Genomic DNA, 15,610 nt, shown 5'->3' on the forward strand with positions numbered 1-15,610 from the left:
GGCGGCCGCCGCCAGCGCAGCGCGCGCCAACCTGGCTTTGTACGCCGCCGGCCAGGTCAACCACTGCTACATCGCCTGGCCCGCTCCGCCCCAGACCCACCCGCAGGCGCCGGCCCTGGCGGTCGCCGCCGAACTGCTGACACACCAGTTGCTGCACCAGGCGCTGCGCGAGAAAGGCGGCGCCTACGGCGGCTCGGCCAGCTACGCCGGCGGCCTGCGCCTGTTCAGCATGAGTTCCTACCGCGACCCGCGCCTGGCCGGAACCTACGCCGACTTCGCCGCCGCCATCGGCCACTTGCTGGAAACCGACTTCAGCCCGGAGCAGATAGAGGAAGCGATCATTTGCGTGATCAAGTCGCTGGACCGGCCGGCGTCTCCCTTCGACGCCGTACTGAACGCCTGGAGCCTGCAGGCGCGCGGCATCGGCCCGGAGCAGCGGCAGCGTTTCCGCAGCGGCGTGCTTGCCTGCACGCAAGATGAGATCCGGCTGGCGGTGCGCCAGTGGCTGAAACAAGCCACGCCCAGCCGCGCGGCCTTCGTCGGCAACACCGCGCAAGACCTGGACGGCCTGGAAGTGACCGACCTGCACGCACTGAGCGGAGAAAACCCGGTCCAGGCGACGGGCTAGAACGGCCGGCTGGCGCTCAGCACCAGGGTGCCACTGGAGTTCGGCGCCCTGCCGCCGTACCACGAACTGTAAGCGTTGCCGCGCGCCTGGGCCTTGGCCCAGGCCGCCTGCCAGCGCCAGCCCGCCCACGCGGTTCCCACGCCGACCCGCCCGTCCAGCGTATGGCGGCTGGCATGCTGCGGCAGGCCGGACAAATAACTGAGACACCCCGCGTGCAAGTACAGGCTGACGTCGCCGCCCAGCGCGTAGCTGCCGTTCAGTTCCGTGTAGGCGCTGCTGGCGTTCAAGCCCAGGTAGTCGGGCGAATAGGAAAGCCTGGCATTGAACTGGTCCACCGCCAGGCTGGCGTAAACTTCGGTGTAGTTCAGGCTCGCGCCCGGCGTGTAGCCGTAGCGCGACACGCCCGTGTCCAGCGTCAGGCCGGACGACAGCCGTTGTGCATGGCCGGCGTAGGCGATGTATTGCGTGCCGCTGCGCCGGTCGCCCTGCAGCTTGTAGCGCGACGCGAACGCGCCCACGTACCAGCCGGCGGCGCCGTCGTAAGTCAGGTTGAACTGGGGTGCGGGAGCGCCGTCGCTGAGGCTCACCCCGCGGTACACGTGCTCGGACACCAGCGTGACACTGCCGCTCAGTTGTGCATGCGCTGCGCGCCCCTGCCAGCAGCACAGCAGCAGGACCGCCCAGGCTCTACGCAAAGACGCCTCCGCCGCAACGGCGGGCGTAACAGTATTGCCGCGAAAACTGCCGCACAAACATGCAAACTCCCTGATCAGGTGTGTAACAAATGCCATCATGCCAGAGATGCACGGCGCTGAACAGGACGTTGCCATGCCGCGCGCAGGACCAAACACGCAACAAAATCCGTCTACCTCATCTAATCCTACACAAACGGCTTCGCGTGGGCTATCCTGAATCTCACCAAATGTAACACAAGGCAATAATAATTCCCTTCAGGCCACATCCCCGCCTGTACTTGCTGCGCGAAGCGTCTCTTAGGATTGCTCGCGCCGCCGCATCGCGTGTGTTCCCTACCCTGGAGGCAATCATGAAACTCGCAAATCTGAGCATCGGCAAGCGGCTGGCCGCCGGCTTCGCGGTGATCCTGGCGCTGCTGGCCTGCGTGGCGCTGTCCGGCATGGCCGGCCTGAACACCGCCAGCCACGCACTGCACCATATCGTCGACGTCAACCTTGAGAAGATCCGGCTGCTGGAAGAGATGTCGCAGTCCACGCACGTTGTCGCGCGCGTGATCCGCACCGTCGCCCTGCAATCGGACGAGGCTGCCGCCCGCACCGAGTCGCAGAAAATCGTGGACGCCAAGTCCCGCTACGATAAAGCCTACGCCGCGATGGAAAAGATGCCGCTGGACGAGGCCGGCAAAAAGCTGATGGCGGAAATCAAGGCCGGCCACGACAAGGCCCTGCCCATGTACGACCGCTTCCTCCAGCTCAGCAAAAGCGACCGCGAAGCGTCGGTCACTTATCTGCTGCAACAGGCCGGCCCCGCCACCGGCGCGTGGCAGGACGCGATACAGCAGTACGTGGAAGTGCAGCTGGCCAAAAGCCGCCGGGACGAGCAGGAGGCCGATGACAGCAACGCCCGCGCGCTGGCACTGATGCTGGGCGTGTCCGCCCTGGCCCTGCTGCTGGGCGGTTTCACCGCCTGGGCGGTGGGACGCTCGATCACCGGCCCCATCAAGCAAGCGGTGCGCATCGCCCAGACCGTCGCGTCGGGCAACCTCGGCAGCGTGATCGAGGCGCGTTCCAGCGACGAGACCGGCCAGCTGCTGCTGGCCCTCAAGGATATGAACGGCAGCCTGTCCGGCATAGTCGACCAGGTACGCGGCGGCGCGGACGCCATAGCCACCGCCTCGCGCGACATCGCCGGCGGCAACGCCGACCTGTCGAGCCGCACCGAACAGCAAGCCGGCGCACTGGAGGAAACCGCCTCGTCGATGGAGGAGCTGGCCTGTATCGTCAAGCGCAACGCGGAACACGCGATGCGCGGCAACCGGATGGCGGCGTCCGCGTCGGCCGTCGCGGCCGAAGGCGGCAAAGCGGTGGCGCAGGTGGTCGAGACCATGGACGCGATCAACGCCTCCTCCCGCCAGATTGCGGACATCATCGGCGTCATCGACGGCATCGCCTTCCAGACCAACATCCTGGCGCTGAACGCCGCCGTGGAAGCGGCGCGCGCCGGCGAGCAAGGGCGCGGTTTCGCCGTGGTGGCCGGCGAAGTGCGCAACCTGGCGCACCGCTCGGCCGCCGCCGCGAAGGAAATCAAGACGCTGATCGGCAACTCGGTGCAGCAGGTGGAACAGGGCGTGCAACTGGTCGGCAAGGCCGGCGCCACCATGGAGTCGGTGGTGCAAGGCATAGGCGGCGTGGCCGGCGTGATGGCCGACATTGCCAGCGGCAGCCAGGAACAGAGCGCGGGGCTGGACCAGATCAACCAGGCCATCTGCCAGCTCGATGAAGTCACGCAGCGCAACGCAGCGCTGGTGGAGGAAGCGGCCGCCGCCGCCCTCTCGTTGCAGGAGCAGGCAACTTGCCTGACGCAGCTGGTGTCGACCTTTACCACCGGCTGCGGCGATGCGGCGCCTGGCCCGGCCGCCACAGCGCGCCGCGCGGCCTCGCCCACGCTGCGGCTGGTGGCGGGAGGCCGGGCCGCAGCATGAGCCGAGGCACCGGCGCCGGACGCCGGCATTGGGGCCGCGCAGCCAGTCCAGCGACTGCCGCGGCCCGCCCTATGGTGCGGGCGCCGTGATGCCTTGCTCGCGCAGGAAGCTGCGCACGGCCTGGAAGGCTTGCTGATGCTGCTCGGGCGCGAAGCCGCCATGGCCGCCGCCCTTGATCGTAAACAGCTGGTTTTTCTCGCCCGCCTTGTCCATCGCCTGCTGCAGGCGCAGCGCATGCGCGTAGGGCACCAGCGGGTCGGCGTCGCCATGGATGGTCAGCACGGCCGGACCGTCCTTGCGCACATGGCTGAGCGGCGACAGGCGGCGCGCCAGTTCCATGCGGCCGTCCATGGTGCCGAACCAGGCCACCGCGTAGGAACGCACGTTCGGCCCCTGCAGCATGTCGGCCACGTCGGTGATGCCGAACCAGTTGACCACGGCCGCCACTTTCGGCGCCGCGTTGGCGTACGGTCCGCTCCAGCTATCGTTGGCCGCGCACTGGTTGGTAAAGGGCGAATCGGATGGCATCATCGCGGTCGCCAGCGCCAGGTGCCCGCCAGCCGAGCCGCCCGTCGTCACCACCTTGCCAAGGTCGAAGTTGAAGCGCTTGGCGTTGCGGCCCACCCACTGCAACGCGCACAGCGTGTCTTCCACTGCGGCCGGGGCCAATGCTGTCTTGGCCAGCCGGTATTCCACATTGACCACTGCAAAGCCCATCTGCATGTAGGGAAGCAGATGCAGGATGTCGCCTTCGCGCGAGCCGGCCACCCAGCCGCCGCCGTGGAAATTCAGCACCACCGGCGTGGCGGCCTTGCTCGGCCAGGGCTGGTAGACATCGAGCTTGAGGTCACGCCCGCTGGCGGTCAGGTAGGTAATGTTGGGATTCACGCTGTAGCCGGCGCCCACCTGGGCAGCGGTACGGTAGCCGTCATCGCTGCTTTGCGCCAGCGCCGGAACCGACAAGGTGAAACACAGGGCCAAGCCCAAAACCGCCAGTGCAATTCGCATCGTTCCGTTCCTTAATGGTGACCTTCGAATAAAGGGATAGCCGGGCGCCGCCGGTCAGCCCGCCACGCGCAGCAGCGCCGAACCATGCGGAGCCAGGGCCTGGCGAACAGCGCCGCGCACGGGCGGCAGATCCCGGCGGCGCCACAGGTCGCGCAGCGCCACCGTCCTGTCGCCAAAGTTCAGGCGCGACAGGTCGAATTCTATCTCCAACGGCGCGTCTTCAGTGTTAAACAGCGCCAGGTAATAAACCGGGGCTTGCTTGTCGCCGTTCGCGCGGGCGCTCCAGATGCGCGTGCCCGGGTCGGCGCGGTGCGGCCGGTTCTGGTGGCTCTGCTGGTTCACGGCCAGCACTTCCGGGTTCGTCAGCAAGGCCAGTGTCGCTGAATCCAGGCGCCGCAGGTCGCCCCCCATGATGAGCGGCGAGCGCGCGATGCTCCACAAGGTCATCAGCGTCTGCTGCTCATCCGGGGTGAATTTCGTGTCCCGCTCGCCCATCGCCAGGCGGCCCAGCGGCAGCATGTCGGCATCGGGCCAGGCGTTGGGCGCCATGGTGGGATTCCAGTTTTCCAGGCGCTGGAACTGCTCCTTCAGCAGTTTCCACTCGTCCCAGAAATCGTCCGAGATACGCCACAGCTGCGCGTAGTGCGGCACGTGGCCGGCCCATTTGAGATCGGTCTCGCCGGGAGACAGGCTCAGCGTTATCGCGCGTCCGGACGCCTGGATGGCTTTGTGGGCCGCTTCAACCTCGCGCCAGTTTTTCTCGTAGGGCCGCGACATGTCGTCCAGCTTGACGAAATCGACGCCCCAGGACGCATACAGCTTGAAGATGGAATCGTAGTAGTCCTGCGCGCCGGGCCGGCTCATGTCGATGCCGTACATGTCGCCGTTCCAGCCGCAAATGGAGCTCGTGTCGGCAATGTCCTGTGCGCGCAGCTTCGTACCGAGGATCGGGGTGTTCAGGCGCACCGCCTGGCGCGGAATGCCGCGCATGACGTGGATACCGAACTTCATGCCCATGCGGTGCACCTGGCCGGCCAGGCTTTTGAAGCCCCCGCCCTTTGCGGCAGAAGGAAACCTGTTCGGCGCCGGCAGCAGGCGGCCATACTCGTCCATCGTCAATTCGGCGTCCTTGCGGTACTCGTAGCCGGTGGCGTTCGGCTCGTACCACTGGATATCGACCGTGAAGATGTCGTAGCCGGACGGCAGCAGCTTTTGCGCCATGATGCGCGCGTTCTCCAGCGCCTGGGCCTCGGTAATGGTGGTGGCAAAGGAGTTCCAGCTGTTCCAGCCCATCGGCGGCGTGGGCGCCAGCGCCGCCCCTCCATGGGCTGTCGGCGCTGCTGCGCGCGCGCCAGGCAGGGCTGCCGCTGTGGCAACCGTGGTGGCAAGAGTGGTGGCAAGCGAAGTCGCAAGGAGGCGGCGGCGAGGCAGATTTATCATAAGACCGTGAGCGGAGTATGGTTGACAGGCGGAGGTATTGCTGTGCGGGCAGCATAACGCGCCCTGCGCTCCCGATCCATTGCGAATTTCACCAAACCGGCGGCAAAATTGTCTTACGGGGAGCGCACTTCCTTCAGCTGCGCCGTGCTGCCGCACAAGCAGGTGCATTTGCCTGTCAGCTGGGTCACAGTGGCGCACAGGTCGATGCCGGCGTTCTGCGCCTGGCCGGCCGGCTGCGTGACGATGCCGGCGCGCAGCTTGGGCAATGCCAGGGCGGGCCGCAGCTCGCTCAGCAAAGCCATCATGCCCGAGATATGGGCCGCCGAGTAGGATGAGCCGGACACCATGTCCCAGCGTGCGCCAGGGGCGGCGGTGGGAATGTCGCGCCCGGGCGCCAGCAGCACGCGTCCGGCCGCCATCTGCGCCACCATGGCAGTGGCGGCGAACACGCCGGGATGCGAGGCGGGGAAGCCGCCGTCGGCGCTGGCCGGGTCGACCGCGCTGACCACGCGCACGCCGCGCGCGCACGCCACGTCGATCAGCTCACGCAGCAACCGGTCGGGCGGCCCGGACAAGCTGAGATTGATCACCTGGGCGCCGTGCATCAATGCGAAATTCATGGCCTTGCCGAGCGTGAAACTGTTGCAGCGCGTGGCGCCGTCGGCCTGTTCCCAGCACGCCCGCAGCGCCATCAGGCGCGCTTCCGGCGCCACGCCTTCGATGCCGACGCCGTTGCCGGCCCGCGCTGCGATCACGCCAGCAACGCCGGTGCCATGCCGTTCAGCGGTGTACTGCTGGCCATCGACGAAATTCTCCTGGAAGGCAAGCTGACCGGCCAGGTCGGGATGGGCAGCTTCAACGCCGCTGTCGATCACCGCCACCGTCACGTTACGGCCGGTGGCGGCCTTGCGCATATCGGCCAGCTGCCACTGCCGGGCTGCCGGCTGCACCGGAAACAGCGGGTCGCTGCCGCCCTGCGCCGAAAAGGTCCCTATCGGCTGCGCCCACTTGACGCGCGGGTCGCGCGACAGCGCCTCGACGATCTTGCCCGGCTCGGCGCCCTCGGGTTCGGCCATGCGGTAGCAATCGACGTTCAGCAGCGGCATGGCCCAGTCCTCCAGCAGGCGCAGGCCGTATTCGCGGGCCAGCGCTTCGGCGGTGCGGCGCCGCGCCGCCTGGCCTGCGTCGTCGCGGTAGTTGGGCGGGTAGTAGGAATCCGGCCGGAAGTGCGTCGCGGGCAAGCGCAGCATGACCAGGATTTCGCGCGCAGGCTGGGGGGACGCCGCCTGCGGCTGGGGGAGCGTGCCGGCAGGCTGCGGCGCCGCCTGGGGCGTTGCAGGCGGTGCTGGCGGCGCGGATTGCCGGGCGGCGGCGGCGGCGGACAACGCAGATCCCGCGCCGGCCAGCAGCGCGCAGCACAGCAGCCATGGCCATGCGCGCTTCATGGCGCGCGCCGCAGGTTGAGCGGCTCCGCCAGCTGCACCGCGGGGTAGCCCCTGAGCGCCGACAGCGTCTGCGCCTGCTGCGAGTCCGGCACCTCCAGCACGTAGGCGCCCGTTACGGTCGGGCCGTCCACCACGCGTGCGCCCTGGGCCTGCAGGATCTGCTGCACCTGGCCAAGCTGCGCGTCGGGACGGAACATCACCACTACGTTGCCGGAGGACGGCGGCGCGGCGTTGCCGCCGCTGCTGAGTGCCCGGTAGTCACTCGCGTCGCCAGGCAGCAGCTGGACTACCAGCCCGGCAATCAGTATCCCCTGCCCTGCCAGCGCCCACGGCATCCAGCCGCTGCCGCCGGACAGCAGGGACTGCCAGCGTGCGGCCAGTTGCTGCAGCCAGCCATCGGCAGACGGCCGTACGGCTAGCCGCGCGGCCTGCGGCATGGCCGGCGCCGCGGCCTGCCCCGCTTCCTGCGGTCCAAGCTCCGGCATCAGGCGCGCCAGCGCGCGTTCCGGGTCCAGCCCCGGCGGCAGCGCAGGCTCGGCCGCGCGCAAGCGCTGCTGCCAGGCGGCCTCCTCGCGGCACTGCGGGCAGGCACGCAGATGTTCGCGCACCAGCGCCATCTCGTCCGCGGCCAGGGTCTCGTTGGCAAACCACGGCAGCAAGGCCTGAACCGCGCCATGCGTATCCGCTAGTTGATTGCTACTCATGATAATTCTTCCATATGTGCGGACAGCATGCCGCGCAAGCGCTGGCGGGCGTGAAACATCCGCGTCTTCACCGTATTGACCGGGCAATCCATCGTCTGCGCGATCTCCTGGTAGGCCATGTCGTGGTAATAGGCCAGGCTCACCACCACCCTTTGCTCCAGCGGCAGCGCCTCCAGCGCACGGCCGACGTCCTGCTGCATCTGCTGCTGCAAGGCGGCCTGCTCGGGTTCCTGGCTGGCGCAACCGGGCTGCTGCTCGAAGTCCGACTCCACCGGCTCGTCGAGCATGTTCACCGCCTTCAAGCCCTGGCGGTAGGCGATGGCGAAAATCCAGGTTGACACCTTGCAGCTGTGATCATAGGTCTGCGCCTTCTGCCACACCACCAGCATGGTGTCGTTGATGATCTCTTCCAGCAGCGGCGCGTTGCGCACCATGCGGTCCAGAAACCGGGCCAGCCGGGGGAAATAGATGCGGTAGAGCGCCTGGAACGCCGCCCGGTCTCCTGTGGCGATCTGCCGCACCAATTGCGGCTCGCCGCCGTCCGCCCCTGCCAAATTCCCCATCTGCCTGTTTCTCCGCTGCTGCTTCGCTATTTCTTCGTTATTTCTACCTGTCTACGGTTTATACGCACAAGCACAGAAAAGGTTCAAAAAATTTCTGATTCATTTTACACGCCGCCATTCCGGGAAAAATATTTCACGTTCCTTTGAACCTTTTTCAGACTTGACAGTATTGACCGTGTGACATGACCACCCTGCCCCTGCTCCCAGCCCTGTGCGGCCCGTCGCTGCTGAAGACCGATCCTGCCACCTTGCTGCGCCTGCTGGTACTGGCGCCGCTGCTGGAGGAGTGGATAGTGCGCGCCGGCCTGCAGGAATGGCTGATGCGGCGCTGGGCCGGGAATATGCCGCTCGCCATGCTGGCGCCGGCCGCCGGGTTCAGCCTGCTGCACGCTGGCGCCGGCTGGTTCGCCGCCGCCGCTGTGTTCCCGCCAGGGCTGGCCATGGGCCTGCTGTACTGGCGCCGGCGGGACTGGCGGCTATGCGCCGCCGCGCATGCCCTGTGCAATGGCTTTGCCCATGTTTCCTGCAGCATCAATTTTCAGTAACGAGATTAACAACCCGGCTTACCAACAAGAGCACAACCAGGAGCAACGATGACCCCATCCACACCGCATTACCCGGGCCGGCGGCTAGTCCGCCGCACCGGCCTCGCCACGCTGCTGATCCTTGGCGCCGGTCTCGGCACCGCGTCGGCCCAGACGCCGAACGCCCTGAATGGCAAAAGCCTGTATTTGAACGGCCCGGTGGGCGGCGGCGCCACCTGTGCGTCCTGCCATGGTCCCAATCCAGCCAGCAACGCCAGCGGCATCCTGCGCGCCGCCAATGCGCCCGCCGTGATCAGCGCCGCCATCGCGGCCAATCGCGGCGGCATGGGTGCGCTGTTCAACGGCCGCTTCAGCTCCGCCGAGCTGGCCGACCTGGCAGCCTTCATCGGCGACCCGACCGTGGTCGCCGCGCCTGCCGCCTCGCTGTCCCCGGCCAGCCTCGCCTTCAGCGGCACCACCGTGGGCCAGACCAGTGCCGGCCTGACGGCCACGCTGGCCAACACCGGCTCGGCCGCGCTCAACATCAGCAGCATCGCGCTGGGCGGCGCGGCTGCGGGCGACTATGCCGTCAGCGGCGGCAGCTGCAGCGCCGGCGGCGCGCTGGCCGCTGGCGCCAACTGCTCCCTGGTGGTCAGCTTCAAGCCGGTTGCCGCAGGCACGCGCGCGGCCACACTCACCATCGGCCACAACGCCACCGGCGGCGCCAGCACCCTTGCCCTGAGCGGCACCGGCAGCGCCGTGGCACAGCCCACCGTCGCCCTGTCGGCAACCAGCGTCAACTTCGGTGCACTGGTCGTGAATACCGCGTCGGCCCCGCAGACCATCACCGTCAGCAACAGCGGCCAGGCAGCCCTCAGTTTCACCAGCATCGCACTGGGCGGCGCCAACAGCGGCTTCTTCACGCTGGGCGGCAGCTGCTCCACGGCGGCGCCTGTACCGGCCGGCGGCAACTGCACCCTGACCGTGCAGGCCCAGCCGACTGCGGCGGGCGCCTTCTCCGCCAGTGTCAGCCTGGTATCGAACGCATCCAACGGCAATGCCGCCATCGGCCTGTCCGGCAGCGGCGCGGCCGCTGCGCCGGCATTGGCGGCCAATCCGAGCGCGCTGGCCTTCGGCGCGCAAACCGTGGGCGGTGCGGCAGTCACCCAGAACGTCACGCTGACCAACAACGGCAACGTGGCTCTTGCCATCAGCTCGATCACCGCCAGCGGCGCCACGGCCATAACGGCTGGCGCCGGCACCTGCGGCGCTACGCTGGCCATCGGCGCGAGCTGCGTGGTGCCGCTCAGCTTTGCCCCCGCCGCCGCCGGCAACGTGGCCGCCACGCTGCTGGTGCGCTCCAACGCGCCGGACCTGCAGGTTGCCATCACCGGCGCCGGCACCACGGCCGCCGTGGCCAAACCGGTACTGTCGGACGGCGGCCCGCTGGTGTTCGCGGACACGCAGCTCGGCAGGAGCTCGGCGGCGCGCAGCACCGTGCTGCGCAACGACGGCAGCGCGGCGCTGAAGATCGCCAGCCTGCTGCTGGGCGGCGCCCATCCCGGCGACTTCGTACTGGGCGGCAGCTGCACCGTCAACGGCACGCTGAGCCCTGCGGCCAGCTGCACCATAGACAGCACCTTCAAACCGACAGCGGCAGGCGCCCGCAGCGCCGGCCTGGTACTGATGACCGATGGCGGCGCCCAGCTCAACCTCAACCTGTCCGGCAACGGCGTGGCGGTGCCGGCCGGCGCCGCGCTGGCCGTATCGCCGCAATCGTTCGATTTCGGCGCCGTCACTGTCGGCGGTACCGCCCCAACCAAGCGCTTCACGCTGACCAACACCGGCAGCGCTGCGCTCAACCTGGCCAGCGCCACCTTCACCGGCCCGTTCTCGGCCGTCACCGACAGCACCAGCTGCGCCGCCACGCCGTTTGCACTGCAGCCGGGCGCCTCCTGCGAACTGGTGGTGCGCTATGCACCTACCGCAGCCGGCGCCAGCGCCGGCGAGGTCAAGCTGCAAGGCGACGCCGCGTCCAGCTGGACTATCGCGCTGACCGGCCTGGCCAGCGCCGCCGTGCCCCCACCCGCCACTGCGCAGCCGCAGAACAGCGGTGGCGGCGGCTGCTCCGCCGCCCGGCACGGCAAGGACCCGATGCTGCCGTTCCTGGTGCTGCTGGCGCTGGGTGTGATCGGCTGGCGCAGGGTTGCGCGCGGGCCGGCGCGCCGCGCCGGCAAAGACCAACACAACGATCAGGAGGCAGCATGAACTTCATCAGCCTGGGCAATCGTGCCCATCGGGCACTCGCGGCCGTCATCGGCATCAGCGGCACCGCCGCCGCTTTGCTGCTGGCGCAGCCGGCCTGCGCGGCGGTCGTCCCCGGCCAGCCCGCGCCGGCCTTCGAGCTGCCTGGTACTGCCGGCGCGGTGCGCCTTGAGCAGTACCAGGGCAAGCTGGTGTACCTGGATTTCTGGGCCTCCTGGTGCGGCCCCTGCCGCCATTCCTTCCCGTGGATGAATGAGATGCAGGCCAAGTATGGCGCGCAAGGCCTGCAGGTGGTCGGCATCAATGTCGACGCCAAGACCGACGACGCGCGCAGCTTCCTGGCCAACACCCCGGCCCGCTTCGTGGTCGCCTTCGATCCGGCCGGCGCCGCCCCGCGCCAGTACGGCATCAAGGGCATGCCGAGCAGCGTGCTGATCGGGCCGGACGGCAAGATCCTGTTCGAGCACAGCGGTTTCCGGGAAGGCGACCGCGCCGAACTGGAGAGCCGCATCCGCGCCGCCCTGGGAGCGAAAAAGTGAGCCCGCGCGTCAATACCGCCATGCGCGCGCTGGCGCGCCTGGCAGCGCTGGCGGCCGTTGCCGCAACCGCCGCCGCCGGTGCCGGCTGCAGCGCCATCAAGCCGGTGCAAGCGTGGGAGAAAGGCGTGCTGGCCAAGCCGGAAATGCTGATCGACGGCGATCCGCTGGAAGCGCGCTACAACGAGCATATCTACGCCAGCAAGGAAGCCGCCTCCGGCGGCAGCGGCGTGGGTGGCGGCGGCTGCGGCTGCAATTGAACGGCACAAGGACTAGCATGAATACAGAAAAAACCGACCTGCCCCCGCTGGGCAACGCGCTGCTGGCGGCCGCGCTGCTGCTGCCGGGCCTGGCCGCGCACGCCGAGGAGCCGCCGGAGCGCAGCACCCTGAGCCTGAAATACCTGAAGTACGAGGAAAGCCAGTCCGGCCTGGAGCGGATCCACGTCGATTCGCCGTCGGTGTCGCTGGTGACGCCGATCGCCGGCCAGTGGTCCTTGTCCGGCTCCCTCACCTCGGACCATGTGTCCGGCGCTTCGCCGCGCTACCACACGGCGGTGTCCGGCGCCTCGCGCATGAAGGACACCCGCCGCGCCGGCGATATCGCGGTGACCCGCTACCTGCCGCGCGGCAGCGTGACGGTGGGCGCGGCCTACTCCACCGAGCATGACTACGTGTCGCGTGCGCTGTCGCTGACGGGCACCGTGTCCAGCGAAGACAAGAACACCACCTGGTCGTTCGGCGTGGGCGGTTCGGACGATGCGATCGACCCGGTCAACAAGATCGTCAGCAGCGAGTCGCGCCAGAGCGTCAATCTGATGCTGGGCGTGACCCAGGTGCTCACCCCGCGCGACCTCGCGCAGCTGACGCTGACGCGCACGCACGGCCACGGCTACTTCTCCGACCCGTACAAGGCCTTCGACAACCGGCCGCGCGAGCGCAACCAGAACACCTTGCTGGCGCGCTGGAACCACCACCACGAGGGCAGCGGCGGCGCCTCGCGCCTGAGCTACCGCTACTACAACGACAGCTACGGCATCCGCGCGCACACGCTGGGCGCCGAGTACGTGCAGCCGCTGGCGCAAGGCTGGCGGGTGACGCCGTCCGTGCGTTACCACACCCAGCGCGCGGCCAGCTTCTATTATGACCCGGTGTACGACGCCGCGCTGGGCCAGCCGTTCCCGCCGGGCTACGTGTTCGGCAGCACCCGCTTTTCGTCGGCCGACCAGCGCCTGTCCGGCTTCGGCGCGGTGACGCTGGGGATCAAGGTGGCCAAGGAATTGAGCCGCGACTGGACCGTGGACGTGAAAGTGGAAGCCTATCAGCAGCGCGGCGCGTGGCGCGCCGTCGACAGCGGCAGCCCGGGCCTCGACGCGCTGCGTGCGCGCAGCATCCAGCTGGGCCTCACGCGCCAGTGGTAAATCAAATTGGGAGGATGTAATGCAACGGGCTTTTCGACGTTTATTTAACTGGCTGCTGGCGCTGTGCGCCATGCTGGCTTTCGCCGGCCTGCCCGGCACGGCGGCGGCCGACGACTTTCTCGCGCCCGAGCAGGCGTTCCAGCTGCGCGGCGAGCTGCGCGACAACGGCACGCTGGTGCTGACCTGGGCTATCGCGCCGGGTTATCACCTGTACCGCGAACGGCTGGCCTTCAAGGGCAGCAGCGCGCTGGAGCAACCTTCGCTACCACCCGGCATCCGCAAGTTCGACGAGAACTTCAACAAGGAGATGGAGACCTACCAGCGGCAATTGGCCGTCACGCTGCCGCTGGCCGGTGGCAGCGCCGCGCCGTTCACGCTGACCGTGGGCTACCAGGGCTGCGCGGACGCGGGCCTGTGCTACCCGCCGCAGGAGCTGGCCTTCAAGGTCGATCCGGGCCAGCCCGGCACACTGGCAACAGTCCCCGCCGTGGACGGCGGCGCCGCCACAAGCAGCGCAGCTGCCGCAGAAACGGCCACGGCGGCCGGCGCAGGCAATCCCTCCGCCACGGCTGCGCAAGCGGCGGCGCCGCCCGAGGACGACAGCACCCTGGCCCAGCGCACGCTGCAAAGCGGCAGCCTGTGGCGCATCGGCGGCGCTTTCCTGGTGTTCGGCCTGCTGCTCTCGTTCACCCCTTGCGTGCTGCCGATGGTGCCCATCCTGTCCTCCATCATCGTCGGCGAAGGCAACGTGTCGCGCAGCCGTGGCCTGCTGCTGGCTACCGCCTACTGCATCGGCATGGGGCTGGTGTACACCGCACTGGGGGTGGGCGCGGGCCTGGCGGGCGAAGGCCTGGCCGGCGCACTGCAGAAGCCGTGGGTGCTGTTGACCTTCGGCGCCTTGCTGGTCGGCTTGGCGCTGTCCATGTTCGACGTCTACCAGCTGCAGCTGCCGAGCGGCCTGCAGTCGCGCCTGAGCGAAACCGGCGGCAAGCTGCGCGGCGGCCGTTTTGTCGGCGTGTTCGCCATGGGCGCATTGTCGGCACTGATCGTCGGCCCGTGCGTGGCCGGTCCACTGGCCGGCGCCCTGCTCTACATCAGCCAGACCGGCAACGCCTGGATCGGCGGCTGGGCGCTGTTCTCCATGGCGTGCGGCATGAGCGTGCCGCTGCTGCTGACCGGCCTGTCCGCCGGCAGCCTGCTGCCGCGCGCCGGCGCCTGGATGAACGGCGTGAAGAAGGTATTCGGCCTGCTGCTGATCGCGGTGGCGGTGTGGATGGTGTCGCCGGTATTCCCGGTCCCCGTGATGATGATGCTGTGGGGCGGCCTGGCCATCCTGTGCGCCGTGTTCCTGCACGTTGGCCAGCCGCTGCCGCCGGGCAGCAAGCCGGGCGCCTATGCGGCCAAGGCGCTCGGCCTGCTGTTGCTGGTGGGCGGCCTGTTCGAGCTGGTGGGCGCCGCCAGCGCCGGGCGCGACGTGCTGCAGCCGCTGGCCCACCTGCGCGGCGGGACCGCCAATGCGGCTTCGCTGGCGGCGGAAGACCACGGCGAGCCGCGCTTCACCCGCATCCGCACGGTCGCCGCGCTGGAGACCGTGCTGGCCGAGGCCAAGCAGCCGGTACTGCTGGACTTCTATGCCGACTGGTGCGTGGCCTGCAAGGAGATGGAACGCATGACTTTCTCCAAGGCCGCTGTCAGCGCGGAGATGAAGAAAATGCGCCTGATCCAGGTGGACGTCACCGCGAACAATGGCGACGACCGCGCGCTGATGAAGAAATTCAGCCTGTTCGGGCCGCCCGGCATCATCCTGTTCGACGCCAGCGGCAAGGAGATCCCGCAAGGCCGCCTGATCGGCTTCATCCCGCCCGAACCGTTCATCCTGCAACTGCAGCGCGCACAGCGGGCGGGCGGAACTCAACTATCGCAAAGCGGAACGCCATGAACAAGAAACACGCCCGCGTCCTGATACTCGGCTCAGGCCCGGCCGGCTACAGCGCCGCCATCTACGCCGCCCGCGCCAATCTGAATCCCATGCTGGTGACCGGCATGGAACAAGGCGGCCAGCTGATGACCACCACCGACGTGGAAAACTGGCCGACCGACGCGATGGGCGTGCAAGGCCCGGACCTGATGCAGCGCTTCCTGCAGCACGCCGAGCGCTTCAACACCGAGATGGTGTTTGACCACATCCACACCGCCAAGCTGAGCGAGAAACCGATCCGCCTGATCGGCGACAGCGCCGAATACACCTGCGACGCACTGATCATCGCCACCGGCGCGTCGGCCCAGTACCTGGGTTTGCCGTCCGAACAGGAATTCATGGGGCGCGGGGTATCCGCCTGCGCCACCTGCGACGGCTTCTTCTACCGTGGCCAGGAAGTGGCCGTCATCGGCGGCGGCAAC

General features: G+C 68.4%; 15 protein-coding genes. 9 read left to right on the forward strand and 6 right to left on the reverse strand.

Annotation, left to right across the window (positions count from 1 at the left end):
• Positions 1–628, forward strand: a 628-nt coding sequence (locus tag AC6H42_RS24010; protein WP_497549120.1) for an insulinase family protein, incomplete at its 5' end; no start/stop codon positions are given.
• On the opposite strand, the gene AC6H42_RS24015 is transcribed toward AC6H42_RS24010, so the two are convergent.
• Positions 625–1,323 carry a TorF family putative porin gene (locus AC6H42_RS24015; protein ID WP_497549121.1) on the reverse strand — a complete coding sequence of 233 codons (699 nt, stop codon included), beginning with the start codon at positions 1,321–1,323 and terminating at the stop codon, positions 625–627. The two genes, AC6H42_RS24010 and AC6H42_RS24015, sit on opposite strands and share 4 nt — an antisense overlap.
• Before the next feature lie 350 nt (positions 1,324–1,673).
• On the opposite strand from AC6H42_RS24015, the gene AC6H42_RS24020 reads away from it, so the two are divergent.
• Entirely contained in the window at positions 1,674–3,305 is a 1,632-nt protein-coding gene (locus AC6H42_RS24020) for a methyl-accepting chemotaxis protein (protein ID WP_497549122.1), read from the forward strand.
• 69 nt (positions 3,306–3,374) lie between these two features.
• Here the strand turns inward: AC6H42_RS24020 and AC6H42_RS24025 are convergent, their stop codons facing one another.
• The 5 genes from AC6H42_RS24025 to AC6H42_RS24045 all read right to left on the reverse strand — a co-directional run bounded on the left by AC6H42_RS24025 (position 3,375) and on the right by AC6H42_RS24045 (position 8,465).
• Entirely contained in the window at positions 3,375–4,313 is a 939-nt protein-coding gene (locus AC6H42_RS24025) for an alpha/beta hydrolase fold domain-containing protein (RefSeq protein WP_497549123.1), read from the reverse strand.
• A gap of 54 nt (positions 4,314–4,367) precedes the next feature.
• A complete protein-coding gene (locus tag AC6H42_RS24030; protein WP_057157117.1) occupies positions 4,368–5,753 on the reverse strand; it encodes a glycoside hydrolase family 27 protein in 1,386 nt (461 codons plus the stop codon).
• A 113-nt stretch (positions 5,754–5,866) separates the two neighbouring features.
• Positions 5,867–7,198: a S8 family peptidase gene (locus AC6H42_RS24035; RefSeq protein WP_497549124.1), complete on the reverse strand. Its 1,332-nt coding sequence runs from the start codon at positions 7,196–7,198 to the stop codon at positions 5,867–5,869.
• On the reverse strand, positions 7,195–7,902 hold the full coding sequence (locus AC6H42_RS24040; protein ID WP_497549125.1) for a zf-HC2 domain-containing protein: 708 nt from the start codon (positions 7,900–7,902) through the stop codon (positions 7,195–7,197). The genes AC6H42_RS24035 and AC6H42_RS24040 overlap by 4 nt, the downstream gene beginning before the upstream one ends.
• Positions 7,899–8,465 carry an RNA polymerase sigma factor gene (locus AC6H42_RS24045; protein ID WP_057157114.1) on the reverse strand — a complete coding sequence of 189 codons (567 nt, stop codon included), beginning with the start codon at positions 8,463–8,465 and terminating at the stop codon, positions 7,899–7,901. Before AC6H42_RS24045 ends, AC6H42_RS24040 begins: the two co-directional genes overlap by 4 nt.
• A 182-nt stretch (positions 8,466–8,647) precedes the next feature.
• Between AC6H42_RS24045 and mrtJ the strand changes: the two genes are divergently transcribed.
• The 7 genes from mrtJ to AC6H42_RS24080 all read left to right on the forward strand — a co-directional run.
• Positions 8,648–9,010: a JDVT-CTERM system glutamic-type intramembrane protease MrtJ gene (gene mrtJ, locus AC6H42_RS24050; RefSeq protein WP_082552037.1), complete on the forward strand. Its 363-nt coding sequence runs from the start codon at positions 8,648–8,650 to the stop codon at positions 9,008–9,010.
• Positions 9,011–9,058: 48 nt separating this feature from the next.
• A complete protein-coding gene (locus AC6H42_RS24055; protein WP_497549126.1) occupies positions 9,059–11,257 on the forward strand; it encodes a choice-of-anchor D domain-containing protein in 2,199 nt (732 codons plus the stop codon).
• On the forward strand, positions 11,254–11,793 hold the full coding sequence (locus AC6H42_RS24060) for a TlpA family protein disulfide reductase (RefSeq protein WP_082552035.1): 540 nt from the start codon (positions 11,254–11,256) through the stop codon (positions 11,791–11,793). The genes AC6H42_RS24055 and AC6H42_RS24060 overlap by 4 nt, the downstream gene beginning before the upstream one ends.
• Positions 11,790–12,050: a DUF4266 domain-containing protein gene (locus tag AC6H42_RS24065; protein ID WP_229418294.1), complete on the forward strand. Its 261-nt coding sequence runs from the start codon at positions 11,790–11,792 to the stop codon at positions 12,048–12,050. Before AC6H42_RS24060 ends, AC6H42_RS24065 begins: the two co-directional genes overlap by 4 nt.
• 17 nt (positions 12,051–12,067) lie before the next feature.
• Positions 12,068–13,210, forward strand: a complete 1,143-nt coding sequence (locus AC6H42_RS24070; RefSeq protein WP_497549127.1) for a DUF3570 domain-containing protein — start codon at positions 12,068–12,070, stop codon at positions 13,208–13,210.
• Between the two features lie 19 nt (positions 13,211–13,229).
• Positions 13,230–15,149 carry a protein-disulfide reductase DsbD gene (gene dsbD, locus AC6H42_RS24075; protein WP_497549128.1) on the forward strand — a complete coding sequence of 640 codons (1,920 nt, stop codon included), beginning with the start codon at positions 13,230–13,232 and terminating at the stop codon, positions 15,147–15,149.
• The coding region (locus AC6H42_RS24080) for an NAD(P)/FAD-dependent oxidoreductase (protein WP_497549129.1) at positions 15,146–15,610 on the forward strand (465 nt) is incomplete at its 3' end. The genes dsbD and AC6H42_RS24080, both read left to right, overlap by 4 nt.

It is taken from the genome of Massilia sp. NBRC 108631, from assembly GCF_059704565.1.

Coding starts and splice junctions, on each gene's coding strand:
- mrtJ (WP_082552037.1), top strand. CDS start 8,648: ATGACCACCCTGCCCCTGCTCCCAGCCCTGTGCGGCCCGTCGCTGCTG.
- AC6H42_RS24025 (WP_497549123.1), bottom strand. CDS start 4,313: ATGCGAATTGCACTGGCGGTTTTGGGCTTGGCCCTGTGTTTCACCTTG.
- AC6H42_RS24020 (WP_497549122.1), top strand. CDS start 1,674: ATGAAACTCGCAAATCTGAGCATCGGCAAGCGGCTGGCCGCCGGCTTC.
- AC6H42_RS24035 (WP_497549124.1), bottom strand. CDS start 7,198: ATGAAGCGCGCATGGCCATGGCTGCTGTGCTGCGCGCTGCTGGCCGGC.
- AC6H42_RS24030 (WP_057157117.1), bottom strand. CDS start 5,753: ATGATAAATCTGCCTCGCCGCCGCCTCCTTGCGACTTCGCTTGCCACC.
- AC6H42_RS24045 (WP_057157114.1), bottom strand. CDS start 8,465: ATGGGGAATTTGGCAGGGGCGGACGGCGGCGAGCCGCAATTGGTGCGG.
- dsbD (WP_497549128.1), top strand. CDS start 13,230: ATGCAACGGGCTTTTCGACGTTTATTTAACTGGCTGCTGGCGCTGTGC.
- AC6H42_RS24040 (WP_497549125.1), bottom strand. CDS start 7,902: ATGAGTAGCAATCAACTAGCGGATACGCATGGCGCGGTTCAGGCCTTG.
- AC6H42_RS24060 (WP_082552035.1), top strand. CDS start 11,254: ATGAACTTCATCAGCCTGGGCAATCGTGCCCATCGGGCACTCGCGGCC.
- AC6H42_RS24055 (WP_497549126.1), top strand. CDS start 9,059: ATGACCCCATCCACACCGCATTACCCGGGCCGGCGGCTAGTCCGCCGC.
- AC6H42_RS24070 (WP_497549127.1), top strand. CDS start 12,068: ATGAATACAGAAAAAACCGACCTGCCCCCGCTGGGCAACGCGCTGCTG.